This window comes from Acinetobacter sp. YH12105 (assembly GCF_013419095.1).
In the GTDB taxonomy this organism is placed as follows: domain Bacteria; phylum Pseudomonadota; class Gammaproteobacteria; order Pseudomonadales; family Moraxellaceae; genus Acinetobacter; species Acinetobacter pseudolwoffii.
Map to the genome: position 1 here is coordinate 1 of NZ_VPAU01000024.1, position 15,621 is coordinate 15,621.

12 protein-coding genes and 1 pseudogene are annotated in these 15,621 nt (G+C 41.5%); 6 read left to right on the forward strand and 7 right to left on the reverse strand.

From position 1 onward, the window contains the following. The first annotated feature begins 199 nt into the window (after window positions 1-199). Window positions 200-727 carry a plasmid pRiA4b ORF-3 family protein gene (locus tag FTU44_RS13700; protein WP_000537572.1) on the forward strand — a complete coding sequence of 176 codons (528 nt, stop codon included), beginning with the start codon at window positions 200-202 and terminating at the stop codon, window positions 725-727. Window positions 728-858: 131 nt separating this feature from the next. Further along, window positions 859-2,196, forward strand: a complete 1,338-nt coding sequence (locus tag FTU44_RS13705) for an ISNCY family transposase (protein ID WP_180000756.1) — start codon at window positions 859-861, stop codon at window positions 2,194-2,196. Between the two features lie 486 nt (window positions 2,197-2,682). Here FTU44_RS13705 and FTU44_RS13710 read toward each other — a convergent pair whose 3' ends face one another. From FTU44_RS13710 to FTU44_RS13735, 6 genes and pseudogenes are all read right to left on the reverse strand, one after another. Further along, window positions 2,683-3,129, reverse strand: coding sequence for a hypothetical protein (locus tag FTU44_RS13710; RefSeq protein WP_257226511.1), 447 nt, complete (start codon window positions 3,127-3,129; stop codon window positions 2,683-2,685). A gap of 682 nt (window positions 3,130-3,811) precedes the next feature. Further along, window positions 3,812-4,126 (reverse strand): monooxygenase, encoded by a 315-nt coding sequence (locus FTU44_RS13715; protein ID WP_071852326.1) that lies wholly within the window; start codon window positions 4,124-4,126, stop codon window positions 3,812-3,814. A 147-nt stretch (window positions 4,127-4,273) separates the two neighbouring features. Then, window positions 4,274-4,384, reverse strand: a pseudogene (locus tag FTU44_RS13720) (IS5/IS1182 family transposase); the annotation flags it as partial. 75 nt (window positions 4,385-4,459) lie between these two features. Continuing rightward, window positions 4,460-4,909 (reverse strand): universal stress protein, encoded by a 450-nt coding sequence (locus tag FTU44_RS13725; protein WP_180000747.1) that lies wholly within the window; start codon window positions 4,907-4,909, stop codon window positions 4,460-4,462. 165 nt (window positions 4,910-5,074) lie between these two features. Then, window positions 5,075-8,524, reverse strand: a complete 3,450-nt coding sequence (locus FTU44_RS13730; RefSeq protein WP_074382668.1) for an MASE3 domain-containing protein — start codon at window positions 8,522-8,524, stop codon at window positions 5,075-5,077. Between the two features lie 207 nt (window positions 8,525-8,731). Beyond that, window positions 8,732-10,294, reverse strand: coding sequence for a sensor domain-containing diguanylate cyclase (locus FTU44_RS13735; protein ID WP_074382669.1), 1,563 nt, complete (start codon window positions 10,292-10,294; stop codon window positions 8,732-8,734). A gap of 312 nt (window positions 10,295-10,606) precedes the next feature. On the opposite strand from FTU44_RS13735, the gene FTU44_RS13740 reads away from it, so the two are divergent. The 4 genes from FTU44_RS13740 to FTU44_RS13755 all read left to right on the forward strand — a co-directional run bounded on the left by FTU44_RS13740 (window position 10,607) and on the right by FTU44_RS13755 (window position 14,242). Then, the gene (locus FTU44_RS13740) at window positions 10,607-12,355 is read left to right on the forward strand and encodes a hypothetical protein (RefSeq protein ID WP_180051150.1); all 1,749 of its coding nucleotides are present in this window, start codon (window positions 10,607-10,609) and stop codon (window positions 12,353-12,355) included. A gap of 140 nt (window positions 12,356-12,495) precedes the next feature. Further along, window positions 12,496-13,068, forward strand: a complete 573-nt coding sequence (locus FTU44_RS13745; protein ID WP_100535546.1) for a nuclear transport factor 2 family protein — start codon at window positions 12,496-12,498, stop codon at window positions 13,066-13,068. After that, window positions 13,044-13,544 (forward strand): chalcone isomerase family protein, encoded by a 501-nt coding sequence (locus FTU44_RS13750; protein WP_180000483.1) that lies wholly within the window; start codon window positions 13,044-13,046, stop codon window positions 13,542-13,544. Before FTU44_RS13745 ends, FTU44_RS13750 begins: the two co-directional genes overlap by 25 nt. 11 nt (window positions 13,545-13,555) lie before the next feature. Beyond that, window positions 13,556-14,242, forward strand: a complete 687-nt coding sequence (locus tag FTU44_RS13755) for a response regulator transcription factor (RefSeq protein WP_071852188.1) — start codon at window positions 13,556-13,558, stop codon at window positions 14,240-14,242. A gap of 23 nt (window positions 14,243-14,265) precedes the next feature. Here the strand turns inward: FTU44_RS13755 and FTU44_RS13760 are convergent, their stop codons facing one another. Further along, window positions 14,266-15,588 carry a HAMP domain-containing sensor histidine kinase gene (locus FTU44_RS13760; RefSeq protein WP_180000481.1) on the reverse strand — a complete coding sequence of 441 codons (1,323 nt, stop codon included), beginning with the start codon at window positions 15,586-15,588 and terminating at the stop codon, window positions 14,266-14,268. Window positions 15,589-15,621 lie beyond the last annotated feature (33 nt).

A 15,621-nucleotide genomic window follows, 5' to 3' on the forward strand; every position in this document is an offset into this window, starting at 1 on the left:
CGTTGAATTTCTTTGTCAGACATAGTGATCAGCATCTATATTTCATATCCAGTCCATGATGTTTAAACCATCATAAACTAGACATTTTTATTGGTGAGAATATAGACATTTTGAATGGTGAGTAACATTTCAACTTCGTATAACGTGTATTATGTTAATTTTAGATTTACTAAAACTATTTTTTGAGAACTAGGCTGTTATGGGAACTGTAAAGCTCAAATCTTCTGATGAAGTTTTTCAATTAAAAATTAGTCTGCTAGGTAGTGATCCTGAAATCTGGAGAACTATTCAAATTTCATCGGCAGCTACTTTATCTAGGCTCCATAAGGCAATTCAATCTGCTTTTGATTGGGAAGATAGCCATTTACATGAATTCACGACTATTAAGCATGAAAAGATCAATAAAAGACAAAAATTGAAAGAAGTTCTACGTGTAGGTAAAAAAATTATATATACATATGATTTTGGCGATTGTTGGGAACATTTGATTACTGTAGAAAGCAGACAATCTCCTGATTTAAATAAAAAATATCCATGTTGTATAGATGGTCAAAATCATGCTCCATTTGAAGATATTGGAGGAATTTTTGGATATCTTGATATTTTAGATGCATTACAAGACCCCAAACATCCAAGATATGACGATTACATGCAAATTATCGAGGATGAAATAGGAGAGATAGAGTTTGATCCGACCTACTTTAATTCACATGATATTAAGTTTTAAACCTGATTTAACATAATGTTGATTATACGCAATACACTTGTTAGAACCCATTTAAAGTGTCTATATTCTCACCAATAAAAATGTCTGGTTTATGATGGTTTTTATCACCATGGACTGGATATAAAATATAGATGCTGATCACTATGTCTGACAAAGAAATTCAACGTCTTGCAGTTCTGCAAGACGTTCGAGATCATCGTATTACCCAAGTCCGTGCTGCTGAAATCCTGAATCTTTCCACCCGTCAAATTACCCGGTTATTGCAGAAGCTCAATCAAGATGGTGTTTCAGGCATGACGCATGCCAGTCGTGGTCAACCGGGCCATCATCGCCATGACGATTTATTAAAATCGCAATGTCTTTCCATTATTTCTGAACATCTGCTGGGCTTTGGACCTACCTTGGCGCATGAGAAGCTCAGCAGCATGTTTGACCTGAATATCCCGGTAGAAACGGTTCGGCGCTGGATGACTGCAAATGACCTTTGGATTCCGCGATCCAAACGTCTAAAACGCCCATACCAGCCACGCTATAACCGTGATTGCTTCGGTGAGCTGATCCAGATTGATGGCTCATATCATGACTGGTTCGAAGGACGCGCTGCTAAGTGCTGTTTATTGGTGTATATCGATGATGCCACTGGAAAGCTGTTGCATCTACGCTTCTGTGAGGCGGAAACCACCTTCGACTATATGCTTTCAACCCGAGCCTACATTGAACAATACGGCAAACCTCTGGCCTTTTATAGCGATAAACATTCAGTCTTCAGGGTGAATCAAAGCAGCAAGAAAGACACCAAGATTACGCAATTTGGGCGCGTACTCAGCACCCTGAATATCGATATTATCTTCGCTAATTCACCACAGGCCAAAGGCCGTGTAGAACGAGCCAATAGAACGCTTCAGGACCGTCTGATCAAAGAAATGCGCCTGGAAGGCATCTGTTCGATTGAACAAGCGAATGCCTGGCTACCCTGCTTCATTGAGCAATTCAATCAGAAGTTTGCCAAGATGGCCTTTAATCCCAAGGATCTACACCGGACTGTCACTGAAACAGCCGAAGAATTAGATGATATTTTTACCTGGCGTGAACCCCGCAGAGTCACGAACAGCCTGACCATTACTTATGATAAATGCGTATATCTCCTGGAAAACACGGAAGAAAACCAAAGATTGATTGGCAAGTATCTTGAGTTCCTTGAATACCCGGATGGTACAGTTGCAATTGAATATCAGGGAAGAAAAATCAATTACAGCATCTTCGATAAATTAAGTCAGCTTAACCAGCGAGAGATTGTTGAGAATAAACGTTTAGGTGCTGTTCTCAATCATATTCAACAACAGCACGAAGAATTAGAACAGCAAAACAAACGTAATCGTTCTCAAAAGATGCCAAGCAGACGTGCACAGAAAACAGTAATCAAAGAACGAAATCTGAATCCTGTACTTGACTTGGAAATGTCTGTATAGGACATTTCTATTTGGTTTTAAGGTAGGACATTTCTACTTTGGAGTTACAACACTTGTATATTAATTTAAATATCAACTACTTAATAAAAATAGAAAAATCCAAAAATGCCCAAAAAGCCGATTTTGAAACAAGTCGGCTTTTTTATGAACGGTTTTGATATTTTTTGCCAATAAAATCGGTTGAAAAACGATCAATTTTGGCATTTTCCCAATGTTATCAAATCTTCCAGGGTGAAAACTATCCCCAATTTCTGTGGATGAAATTTAGGCTATTTTGTAGGCCTAGGCTTACGTGAATCTCGGCCCTTTGCTGCTATGCGGCATACTGGAATTTTCATATTATTGAATGGTCAGGAACAGGAAGTTCCATATAATAAAAAATAAGCACCAGGATGGCGCTATATAAGACATGCAAGAGCACAAAGACCTAATGTTCCAATAAAAAACCCCGGCAGGATGCCGGGGTTTTTTATTTGTATAAGCTATTTAAATAATAGCTTGTTCTTTTAAATGAGATAGTGCAGCAAGAATATATGATGAGTTGAAGGTTACATCGGTATAGGTTGATGGAGATCGACTTCCAGTTTCCTTAAAAATCTTATAAAAATTATCAATTTCATCAGTGCTTAAAGGGCGAATATTATCTTTGTTATTGTGAACAAATAATTTTCCGTCCTCACTAAACATAATAAATTTAGATTTTCTAGATTCAGTTTCTAAATTAACTGGTGTAGAAAAAAATTTAACGAGAGTTTCATATAGATTAATATTCATGTAACTTAACCCTTTGTTTTCATGTATATATTTTTTCGATAAGCTCTCAATACTCATAGAAATAGCTTCTCTGGCTAAAAATGATTTCGTTCTTTGACTCTTTTCAGCCAGTTGATCTAACTGTTTTTCTAATTCTACAGGTAATCGAAGCATCAACATTATAAACAACCCAATCTAAATGTATATCAATTAGAGTATATCATTAAGATGATAGTTTCAAATTTTTTGAACCGCTCTTTCTCTGATTTCAGGGGTATATTTTAATTTTGTCATCGGGATAGTCTCTCAGAATATTGACTCTCCGACAAACCCGGTACGGTTCAAAGCCCTCAAGAATAGCTTTGTGCAACAAAGCCATCTTTCTCTAAAAATCTAAGATGAGTTGAATATAGCATACATTCAACTCAACTAATGAGCCGAATGTGTTGGTTAATTAGCTCATCTATTTATCTAGGACAGTTTTAGAATTTTTCCTGATTCCATCAGATCTCTAGGGGAAAAGTTATCCCCAATTTCTGTAGATAAAAGCGGGACAACTTTTAGCCTTTTTTGTACGCCCTGGCGCACAGACATTTAGGGATTTTGCGGCTAGGGGATCTGTGCTTTTTTACTTATGATGAAATCATGCAGGAACAGGAAGTTCCGGAACAGAAAACAACAACGATAAGTTCTAACACTAGGATAGTGAGGGTAGAATAGCAGCTACCAAAGATCGCACTGTAAAAAACCCTGGCAGGATGTCAGGGTTTTTTATTGCTTGGATTCTCAGACGAAATGCAACAGAGATTAATTTAGGTAGGAAGTGGGATGAGATAGTATCTTGCTTCCAGACCGACCAAAGTCAAAGTTGCACAATGAAGTGGGATTGATTAATAGCAGACAGTGGTAAATTAATTTGGAAAATTTTCCCCCGAATATCTTTTATTCCAAAATTTTTCAGGCGTGCAGTATGCATTTTTAAATACTTTTCTGCATTATCTTGACTATCAAACAGGTAAATTCCCCCTGCTTCCTGAGCATCGCTATTTTCTGTCCATATTTTCCAGATCATGCCAGCTTCCTGATTAATACTTTCTGCAAGTGTTTGATAGGCGCGACTCATCTCTTCTCCAAATGGGCCTGGCGTCGGAAAGTCTACCTGAAGAATAACAGCCATGGTTTTATCCTCTACCGTCCAATAGCAATCTTCATACTCTAGCATTTTGCTAATGATTTTAAAGAAAAATTAGTCCTAAAATTGACTATTAAAAATTTTTGAATTTACTAGGCACCGTTGATATTTACTATTTATAATTAAAACTATGAGAATAGCTTCAATAAAATTAAGTAAATTTGAATTATGATGAATGGATAAATTACGCAGAATAACTTTTAAATTTTACCAGTGTTGATCTTTCAGCATGGTACGAGGCATATCGAATAGTGAAATTAGGTTTGAAGATTTGATTTTACTACTTCGCTATTTGTTAAGCTAAAATGTCAACACACCCTAATATTTCATGATCATCACTGGTAATTCGGTTGAGCGAAGTACAGCTGTGGCCACACTTCCGAGTCTCCATTTTTTAAAACCTCTGCGACCATGCGATCCCATCACAATGAGATCAGCCTGTATCTGTTTGGCAGTTTTCACAATACTTTCTTCAAACACTACACTTTTTAGGACTTTAGTTTCAACTTGAACGCCCGCTGCATATGCAATTTCACTTGCTTGTTTTAATACCTCTTCTGCATTCGCATAAGCTTGAATAAAGTGTTCTTTCATTGGAGCAGAGACATAATAATAATAGAAATCTGCATCTGTAAATGGATCTTCAGAAACCAGACTGATGAAGGTCAATCTGCTATCGAATACCTGAGCAATTTCGACCGCATGTTTTACCGCGGAGAATGAAACTTTTGAACCATCAACTGGTACTAAAATATTCTGGTATGACATCGATAATGCTCCAAATACGAACTTTCTATTCAGTTATAGATAACATAAGCATGTTAGCGCTTCAATTTAAAGCATTAAACAATATCAAATTTATCCGGAATACTACTTAACTAAAAAATAAGTGAATAGCTTTTTGGCTGCTATTCACCTGATGATCAAGACTGCTTAACTTGGCAAGACGTATCCCTTTTCCCTAATTAAACGTACTGCTGCATCACATACTTCTACATCATAAATCGTTCCACGTCCTTTTAAGATTTCTGCAAGCGCAACCTCTATGCCTAAAGCAGGACGGTATGGGCGATGTGTAGCCATTGACTCGATCACATCGGCCACCGTCAGAATACGCGCCTCAGGATGAATCTCATCACCTTTTAATCCTTTAGGATAACCTGTCCCATCCATGCGTTCGTGATGCTGACCAATGATTTCAGCAATTGGAATATTGAAAGGAACATCCTTGAGAATTTCATAACCAGCCTGCGCATGACCTTTCATCATTTCCATTTCCAGATAGGTCAGACGAGTAGGTTTGGTCAGAATTTCTGAAGGAATTGAAATTTTACCAATGTCATGTACCAATCCAATTTCTTCCATTTGCAGACAACGTTTTTCATCCCAGCCCATTTCTTTGGCAATGGCACTGGCAATCAAGCCTACACGGCGTTCATGTCCCGCGGTATAAGGATCGCGTAATTCCACCATTATGGACACAGCTTGTAAGGTGCCATACATGGTTGCTTCCAACTGCTCAAGCTGTCGGGCAATCTGGTCCTGTGCCTGCTTTTGCTCGGTAATGTCCTGTGCCATCACAATCGAGGCTGGCAAGCCATCATCCCAAGTGATGCGACGGCTATGCAGGGCAAATTCCCGGATCTGGCCATTTTGATGTCGGAACGGAACCACACAGGATAGGCTCGAATATTCTGCAGCCTGATCCTGCTCTTGGTTAATCAGTGCCGGTGTGTCTGCGGCCATGGTGCTAAATTCCAGAATATTATGTCCAATGAGTGCTGCAGCAGACCTGCCCAGCATATTGGCATAACTCGGGTTGACATACAGATAGTGATTGTCGCGCAGCACATACATCCCGACCACGGTTTGTTCCACCATACCCCGGAAACGCTGTTCACTGTCTCGTAATGCCTGTTCAGTTTTGCGGATGGTGGTCAGATCATTCCAAGCCAGAATCACATCATTGCCGACAATCGCCAGTGTTCGCTGAGCAATACGCTGACTACCATCTTTAGCTAACAGAGTAATTTCAGGAAATTGCACCTGTTTACCGTTTTTTGCCAGTTGCAATGCCTCTTCCCAGTTCTGCTGCATAAACTGTCTTTGCTCTGGATTAGGCGCCACTTTTTCCAGCCAGGCTTCCCGATTTTGAAAATCTTCCAGACTATATCCCAGCCATTTTTCATAGGCCAAATTAACCGCAAGAATTCGTTCATCCTGTACGGAAATAATATGCATTGGCACGGGAGACTGCAAAAATACCTGTTGGAAACGTTGTTCCATCTGCTGAGAATAGGTCTCGGCAGTTTTACGCTGTTGCTCCGCTGAAAAACGCTCCAACGCAGAAGAAATGTCCCTAGAAAGATTTTGCAACAGTAGAATTTGCTCCTCATCAAATTCTCCTTGCCTTGTAGTATACACCCCCACTAGCCCCCAGAAATGTCCATCAAGCAACAACGGGATTAATGCTGCCTGACTTATCTTTTCCTGTTTTAAGTACTGTCTCCATGCCTGGTATTCTGGTGAAACATTCTCGTCCGCGTCATTGATCAAGGAATAGGCATAGACATCTACCTCTGGACTGGTATTTTTCACCTGATGCAATGGAGTATTTTCATCTTGCTGTAAGAGAGTGCGTAAAGTGGGCATAATATTTGCGCTAATATTATGATGGAACTGAATCATCAATGGACTGTCAGCTCGATCCTCTGCTTTGATTGCAATTAAAATTTTAGCAAAACTACCCAGATTCAACAGCACCTGCTGCAACTCGGTTAGCAAATCTTGCCGATTCTGGCTATGCGCAATCACCCGGTTGGTTTCAATGAGCAGCTGATAGAGATAAGTCAACCGTGCTACACGCCTTTGTGACTGTATCCGGGTATATACATCGGTAATCTGACCGGTGATATGATCGATTAAACTCTGCTCTTCATCTAGAAAAGTCGGGGCATCCGCTGCCGGATCATACCAGATGCTTAAGGTGCCGAATTGCTGAGTCTCATTGGCAAAGACTGATTGCAAAAAAGGCATCTGAGCCGGAGGGGCTGTGCCAAAAACACCCCAGTCACTATCAATCTGCAGCTTAACCCGCTCCGGAGAAGAGAAGCCGGAAGGGATTGTCTGCATCACTTTGTGCAACAGCTCGCTCATGCCGGTATGGGTATTATTGCAGAGTTGATTGATCTGATTCAGACATCGCACTTCTTTTACACGTTTCTGCAGATCCTGCAGCAAAAACTGGCGATCGGTAATATCGTGTACCACCATGACCCAGACGGTTTTTTTACCCAGGCGTTCTGCAAAAGGTGCCACATGACACTCGACCGTTTTGTGATCCGGCAAGGTCATCTGGATTAAAAACTCTTGCGGTGCCTGTTGCAATCGGGAGCACACCGGGCAATCTTCGGCCTTTACCCGAGGATCATGCACCAGTTCATGCACAGAGCGTCCGCTCAATTGTGTCGCTGCAATGCCGTGCAGCTGGGCGGCCGCTAAGTTGACCTGCTGAATCATTTGGCTAGAAGTGACAATATAGGTTGGATCAGGAATGGTGTCATAAGTGCTTGCAGCCTTGGACAACATGCTAAAAGGCTCTTTAATGGTCGATTCAACCAGCGCCATATAAATAAACCAGTATGAATAAACTTTCAGAATATGCCCCAGCAGATTGGCATCGGCATATACGGACACATATTGGGTAAAGGCAAATTCAGAAGCCATCATGGTCAGCATGGAAAGACTGACACCAAACGCCAGTTGGGCTGATAAATATTCACGGCGCTGCCACACCAGTACTAGCGCAATTGCCAGAACCGCAATAATCAGATATTCACTATAGATTTTAAAAGGGGTCAGGCCTTGCCCATCAACAAAGGCGGTTGGAAAGAAACCCAACATGACTGCAGTCACAATCCCGACACTGAACAGACCAAAAAACAGGTTCAAGGGGGCAGCTTTGATCACGCGTGTCAGCATGAATGGCGCGGCGAGCATGGCAAAGGCCTGCAATAACCGGGCACCAATCCATAATTGAGTGGCCTGATTGGCACTGTCCACCGGAAGAATGTGCATGCCTTTATATAGCAGGGTGTGGAACAGGTCAATAAATCCACACCAGCCAATCGCGATGGCAATCAAAACAACAAAATAATTTTTAGTAAAATGCCGTGACACCACGGTCACAATCAGCGCTGTGAGCGCAATAATGATTGAAACCAGTTCCGCTACGGTATGAGCAAACAGAAAACCAAAACTTTGATCGGTCCACCAGATCACCAAGGCAAAGAGCGTTGGAGGAATGACCATCATATAGGGAGAAATAAACGATTTGAGGTCGAATACATCCGGTGTAAATAAGTCACGAGATGATTTAGGCATACATTTCCCCCGCGAGATTCGCAAATGGTCTTATTAAAATAATGTGGTTCAAAGTTTTGTGTTAGCTGAATATTTACATGATAATTATATCATTAGGCCGATGAGAATAATCTATGTTTAAATAGATCAAACTTGTTGACAGCAGATCAGCGATACGGCGTATTGAAATTTCACACTGAACAGTTTTAATCAATAGATGCCTAGAAGCTAGCGCGTACAGTTGCGTCCTTCACGCTTGGCCTGATACAGTTTTTGATCTGCCATTCTCAGCACTTCCTCGACATCCTCAGAACTATGCGGCCAGTAAGCAATCCCAATAGAAATGGTCACTATACCAATTTCTCCCATTTCCGTAATTTCAACTGCTTTTCGTAACCGCTCCGCTGCCTGAAAAACTTTTATGGGATCTGAAGCAGCCATTAAAATAATAAACTCCTCTCCTCCCGAACGGCAGCAGACATCATTGTCTCGGAAATGATATTGCATCACATTCGCTAGCCTTTGTAAGACAATATCGCCTTTGTCATGACCATAGGTATCATTCACCTTTTTAAAGAAGTCGATATCTGCCGCCAGCACAGCAAAATCGGTACGCATACGCACAAACTCTTCGATAAACAGGTTCATTCCACGGCGATTGTATAAACCAGTTAGGGGATCAGTATTCACTGATTGATTCAGCTCATCAATTTTTTCATTGAAATTTTGACAGCTCAGCATCAGAGAATTTTTGAATTGATTGACTTCAAAATACGAAGGTTTAATTTCGTTGATTTTATCCTGAACATCCTGCCGACTGAGCATACTGGCCATTTTCGCCAAATGGTTTAAAGGCAGTGCAATCAAGCCCGATAAACGCCAGACCACAAAGAAAATGAATAAATAGAATAGGCTAATCCCGATGGATACCTTGATAATAATACTGTTGGCTTGAGCAAATAGCTCCTCAATCGGCTGCTGTGATACTACAACCCAGTTCACGCTGGGAATATGCGAGAAACCGACCAGACTATCTATGCCTTTACTGTTCATCAGACGGAAACTGCCATCCTGCTGCGGCAGCATCGTGGTTAATCCATCACCCGCCTGGACTTCCTGGCCAATTTGCCGAGTATCGGCATGAAAAATGATCTGATTTTGGTCATCCATGACATAGGTATAATTTTTCTTGTAGCCATATTTGGAGGCCAGCATTTCACTGACCAGATTCTTGCTCTGCAGATAAATCGTACCAGCGACAAAGCCCAAGTACTGCCCCTGGGCATCGAAGATCGGTTCAGAAATAATCACGATCAATTTTTTGGTTGAAGACCAGTACGGCGAAGAAATATAAGTTTGCTTGCGCTTGATCGACTCGGTAATACCGTGGGTTGTATAAATCTGTTTAGCATCAATATTTAAAGTGGTCGGGAAAAATGAAATGATGCGTCCTTCTCGGTCAGCCAGAAAAACACTGTTGAAATTACCGGATTGGCTTTTGAGACGTGCCGCTTCCGTGTTTCTCAAGCTTGTATTAGTAAAGTCTTTACCGAGTAACTTCGCACTAAAGCTTAAATTTTTTAAGATTTCTTCAAACTGGTAATTGGTATGCGCAGCAATTCTGGATGAATATTCCGCATTCAAGGCCAGAGAATTATCGATCAGGCGCTCTTTCACCGTATAGTTGACAAAAAATAAAGCAAAGACAAACAGACAGGTCACACTTAGAATCGTTAAAAGTAAAATCAAGCTGCGCAGATTTAAACGAGGCGCCAGTAAAACCTGTCTCAATAGGTCAATCCTAAGTGTTGATTTATGATACTTATATCATAAAAAACTGACATGAACTGCTTATTCCTCCCAATAACAGCATCATTAAAATAAGCAGAAATCGGTGGCCGTAAATACGGCTAGATCAATTGAAATTGCTGGCTCCCATTATTTGGACTGCTAAAGATGCCTGATGATCTTTTATCGAATAAAAAATACCCTGTTATCATTTTTTCATGGAGAAAGGCTAAAAAATCTTTGTTTTTGTGATATAAATCACATTATTTTACTTCCTTAAAAGATTGAATTCACTACAAATGGATTTGGATTCCCATGCAAACATACATTCCTTATCAGCTGCGGGTACAATTAAAACAAATTGATCCTATTCTTGATAAGCATTGGCAACAACAACTGCTGTCGATCCTCTCTGCAACACCGCAAGCGCTACATCAAAAAATAGAAGATCAGTACCTAAAACCCAAGAATATCTCGTGGAACTACCTGACCAAAGCCTTTGAGTTTACCGGCCATACCCGCCTGAAAGATCTGCAGCTCAATACGCAAAATCCTGAACTCGTGCAACTTGCACAGCGCATCAATAGCACTTTCAGCTTTCTGCAAGGCTATCAAAGTGACTTTCAGGTTGCAGACTACCTGGAAAGCATTGTCCGTGAAATTAATCAAATCGATCTGGACAATCCCGCCGATATTCAGGCACAACAACTGATCAAAAAAGCTTTTCTCTACGATGCTGCATTGATCATTCGAGAGTTAGATTTTTCTATTTCTGCCAATCATCGGCATTTGGATCTTGAACAAGTCCGAACGTTTATCTTTGAAGTCTTCATGAAAAGTGAAATTCTGGGCAGCTGGTTTGCCCATATTTTGCCGAGTGAATATGCCGAACAGGAACTGGCGATTTTTCAGGATTATTTTATTCCGCAGCAACAGGTTCGTGACTTTGAAATTATTGAAACCTTTCAATATTACTTTGTCCTGAACAGTTCTTATGACAGTTTAGTATCTGCCTATTCCATTCGTCGCTTTTTAACTGAAGAAAGCTTTGGTAAAGAAGATCGGTTCTATATCAGTGGTTTGGTGCTTGACCCGGAACAATTGGATCAAGCAGATTATGTTGAAAATTTTAAACAGCTGATGACACGAATTATTGGTATTCAACGTAAAATGAATCCACATATTGTGGAACTGGTTGAATCGCTGCATCAATATAATCAGCAGAATCTCATCCCAAGTTTAAAAGAAATTTTAAATATCCAAAGTTTTGCCATCGATCATCTGGTGAAAGAACATCTGGAAATTTTGGAGAAAGATTTATCCTTAAATATTCTCGAACCTTTTCTCAAAGGCTTGAAAAACAGTGTGCAGCATACTGATGAACTAGAATATTGCTATTTGAATATTTTAAGATTAATCAATGAGTTTCTGCATCAGCTGGAAATTTTATCGCAGCAACCGATGCTGCAGTTTAATCCGCATGCGCGTCTGTTCAAATATCGCTTAATTGCCTATTTAAAATTACTGGAACAACGTCGCACCCAAATCTTTGTGATTTTTCATGATGAGTTTCACTATCAGCAACAGGTGCGGGCCGTTTCAGCACCCACCCAGGAAATTAGAGAGCTTCTGAATGACGCGCTTGAACAAACTCGCCAGATCCAGCAGCAAATACGCCAGTTAGAACGTGAAATACAAAATACCGAAAATCGCGGTTTTCTTAAACGGCTGTTTAAAAAACCTGAAAATCATGAATTAAAGATCAATGAACTCAAAAAGAATCTGACTGAGGTTCGCGATCATTGCTATCTCAGAATGATTGCCATGCAAAAGCAGGCCACTCAGGAAAGTGTGTATCTGGAAGCCAAGAATTTAATTCCGGTGATTGACGCTAGAGTGCGCCATTATGCTTTTGCCAATGGTGAAAATGGGGTGACACGTTTGCCACTTCTATTACAGTTACCCGAAGACCGGAATAGCTTCAATATGCAAAGCATTCTCGTGGCTTTAAATTATGAATTTCTGCTTTCTGCGAAAAGTTGGGGAATGTCAAAAAAGGCTTAGACAGGACTGGGGATATACACGTTACTCCATCATTAAAGAGCTTCTGTTTACTGCTCATTTAACAGCCTTTCATCCTCTTCACATTCTGTTCACGACTTTCGGCCTAAAGTATCAGCATAGACCTAATACGGATAGCCAATATGAAACATATCAAAAAAATACTGCTAGCTACCTTGTCCTTACCGCTACTAGTTTTAGCAGGATGTAAAAGTATTCCCAGCTATTCAGGTGATTATGCAAAATCCAGAAACCAAATTCAGGGAACTGCGCTGGATCAGGCTAAAGCCCAAGACATCGGCATTCGCTTTACTTCAGCTTTTAATACTTTAGGTACACCTGCATTTATTGAACGAGCCGGATCACTCTATGCCGATCAGCTGTTTATTAACGATACCTTATCCCAATTTTCATCACGTCAAAATCTACTCCAACATTTTCAAGGGATGAACAAGCGTGTCAGTAACGTGAATGTCAAACTATTAAATACCTCCTATTATCAAGACTCTGCCTACGTGCACTGGCATATGGCCTATGATTTTAAAATGTTTGGCGCAACACGAAGCATGGATTCTTATGGCATCAGTGAAATCAAGGTCAACCGCGACAATAAGATTATTTTTCAGCAGGATTTCTGGGATCCAGCCAATGGCCTGTATCGTTCTTTACCTTATGTCGGAGGAGCTTATTCATGGGTACTGCCTTTCAAAAAATAGGATTAAATACTGGGCTACTGATACTCTGCAGTTTCAGTTCATGGGCACATGCCCAAAATATGAATCAGTGTGGTCGTGGTCCACTTCTGGTAGCTCAGAAACAGGTTGGCGTCGCCCGTTATTATGCTCAGAACTGTACAAAACCCTGGCAAGGCCAGAATATGCAGATTGATTTTTCTTATACAAAAAATATTCCGGAATGGGCTTTCAAGCGTGCAGCGACCCATTTTCTGAAGCGTAATGAGCGAGAGTCTAAACATTTAATAGTATTAGATAGAATCACCCAGCTTTATAAGCCGGTAAAACCGGGTGATCTCTATCGCATAAGCTATCAAGCAGAGACTCAGACCCTGACCTTGATGCTAAATCAGCAGGTGTTAGGCAATCTTCAGCATCCCCTAGCACAACAATATTTTAATATCTGGCTGGGATCGCAGCCATTTAGTGCTAAATTAAAACAGCAATTATTGAATTAGTCTCTGCCGTTATGTCCAAACATTTTATCCTGATGGTCGAAGACCATTATGAACTAGCCTCTACCTTATGCGAGTTTCTGGAAGAACATGATTTTGTGGTGGATCATGCCCGCAATCTGAACGCTGCACGCCAATTACTGAAACAGCAGCGCTATCATATTTTGCTTCTAGACATTAATCTGCCTGATGGTTCGGGTTATGAACTGTGTGAATGGCTGCGTCATGACGAAGGATTGGATTTACCCGTACTGATGTTGACGGCGCGCGATACTCTGGATGACAAACTCAAAGGCTTTAATTCCGGCACGGATGATTATCTGGTTAAGCCCTTTGATTTTAATGAGTTGGTGGTTCGGGTCAAAGCCTTAATCAAACGCTCATTGGGTGAAGTTTCCAGTAGTCGCCTGCAAATTCATGATTTGATTCTGGATCCCGCAAGACAGCAGCTGACTCGGGCTGGACAGACGATTGAACTGCCCCCGATTCAGTTCAAACTGCTGAAACTGCTGATGCGTCATTCACCTAAAGTCCTCACCAAACAGGAAATTATGCTGGAACTCTGGGGTGATGAAGAGCCGGAAAGTGATGCCTTGCGCAGTCACATTTATAATTTACGTAAAATGGTCGACAAGCCTTTTGAGCAGAAACTGATTCATACCATTTCTGGTGTGGGTTTAAAGATTGCTTTGGAAGCTTAAGTCTAAACGTACAAAGCTGAAACTTAGTTTAAATACACTACCACAATCAGACCGGTCGTCATTGCCAGATCAATCTCTGGATGGGTACTGAGATAATACTGCCGGTCAAAGAGTTCGACCCGCCAGCCCAGCTGTTTGCACAACTTCTGTACCAGTTGCAGGCCAATACCATGCCCTTTGATCTCCAGTTGCAACTGCTGGCCAGACAGCTCCTGAACTTTAGAATTATTTGGCAAAGAGATGCCGATTCCATTATCAGCGATCAATACTGTATTTTTCTGTAGAATCACATCAATTTCTGTACCTTGCGAATAATTCAGCGCATTGCGCAAAATATTGCCAAAGACCATTTTGGTCATCGATGGATACAGTTTACGTGGCTGCTCATCGAGGTCTTTTTGTAGGTCGATCTGCATGCCTTTGTTGTGGCTGACACTGTCCAGATCCTGTACCAGATTCTCCAGACATTCTGACAGCATAGTGGGCTCGGCCGTCAGGGTGTTGGTGGTATTTCGGGCGATAGCCAGTAAGGTATCGACCAGCAGCTGCATGTCTTCAATAGTATTGTGCAGGCGGGTAAAGGATTTGTTGTCACCATAGCGTGCCTGACACAGTTGCACATTGCCTTTTAAAATCGTCAATGGCGTGCGCAGTTCATGACTGACATCACCGGTAAACTCACGTTCGCGCTGAATGAACTTGCTGAGCACCTGATGATATTTTTCCAGTGCCTGCTTGAGATATTCTGCTTCCAGATTGGAGTCAGTACGGATGTCCTGAAAAGGCGAAGCCTGATTTTTCTGATGCTCCCAGTCGATATGTTCCAGTGCATTGGCCAGCCGGGTAATCGGAGAAAAATAACGCCGGGCGCGACGGTTCCACCACCACAATACGCTATACAGCACGAACAGGCTGACCATTAGTGGTGCTAGACCAAACAGCCAGACCAGCTTGTTCACGTTACTTTCGCCAAAGACCAGCAGCACATGTTGCCTGTCTTTTTCACCGTAGACGGTCATGCGCTCTTTACCATCGACAAAATGCCGATTTACGCCTTGCTCGAACTGCATGTGCTGAAACTGCACAGGGGGGGTATCATACCAGCGATAACCATACAGGTTTTTGGTGTCGGGAAGTTCGGCGGCCGGATTGCGTTCCAGCCGCTGCCAGTAGTGTGACATTTCCTGTTCCAAAGCGGTGCGCAGCAAAAAGCCTTTGATCACCCAGGCACTACAGGCAATGCCGATCACCACCGACAAGGCAATAAATCCGATTTGCAGCCAGTAGTAGCGGTTAAACACCTCACCGAGAGGATGATCGCGTTTGTCCCTAAACAGCTTTAACATTGATCAATTCCCCGCTGGCGCATTCGATTCATC

Bases quoted from the DNA above. Each gene is read 5' to 3' on its own strand.
- FTU44_RS13750 (WP_180000483.1), top strand. From the start codon at position 13,044: ATGGGTACTGCCTTTCAAAAAATAGGATTAAATACTGGGCTACTGATA.
- FTU44_RS13705 (WP_180000756.1), top strand. From the start codon at position 859: ATGCTGATCACTATGTCTGACAAAGAAATTCAACGTCTTGCAGTTCTG.
- FTU44_RS13725 (WP_180000747.1), bottom strand. From the start codon at position 4,909: ATGTCATACCAGAATATTTTAGTACCAGTTGATGGTTCAAAAGTTTCA.
- FTU44_RS13715 (WP_071852326.1), bottom strand. From the start codon at position 4,126: ATGGCTGTTATTCTTCAGGTAGACTTTCCGACGCCAGGCCCATTTGGA.
- FTU44_RS13710 (WP_257226511.1), bottom strand. From the start codon at position 3,129: ATGTTGATGCTTCGATTACCTGTAGAATTAGAAAAACAGTTAGATCAA.
- FTU44_RS13760 (WP_180000481.1), bottom strand. From the start codon at position 15,588: ATGTTAAAGCTGTTTAGGGACAAACGCGATCATCCTCTCGGTGAGGTG.
- FTU44_RS13700 (WP_000537572.1), top strand. From the start codon at position 200: ATGGGAACTGTAAAGCTCAAATCTTCTGATGAAGTTTTTCAATTAAAA.
- FTU44_RS13755 (WP_071852188.1), top strand. From the start codon at position 13,556: ATGTCCAAACATTTTATCCTGATGGTCGAAGACCATTATGAACTAGCC.
- FTU44_RS13730 (WP_074382668.1), bottom strand. From the start codon at position 8,524: ATGCCTAAATCATCTCGTGACTTATTTACACCGGATGTATTCGACCTC.
- FTU44_RS13745 (WP_100535546.1), top strand. From the start codon at position 12,496: ATGAAACATATCAAAAAAATACTGCTAGCTACCTTGTCCTTACCGCTA.
- FTU44_RS13740 (WP_180051150.1), top strand. From the start codon at position 10,607: ATGCAAACATACATTCCTTATCAGCTGCGGGTACAATTAAAACAAATT.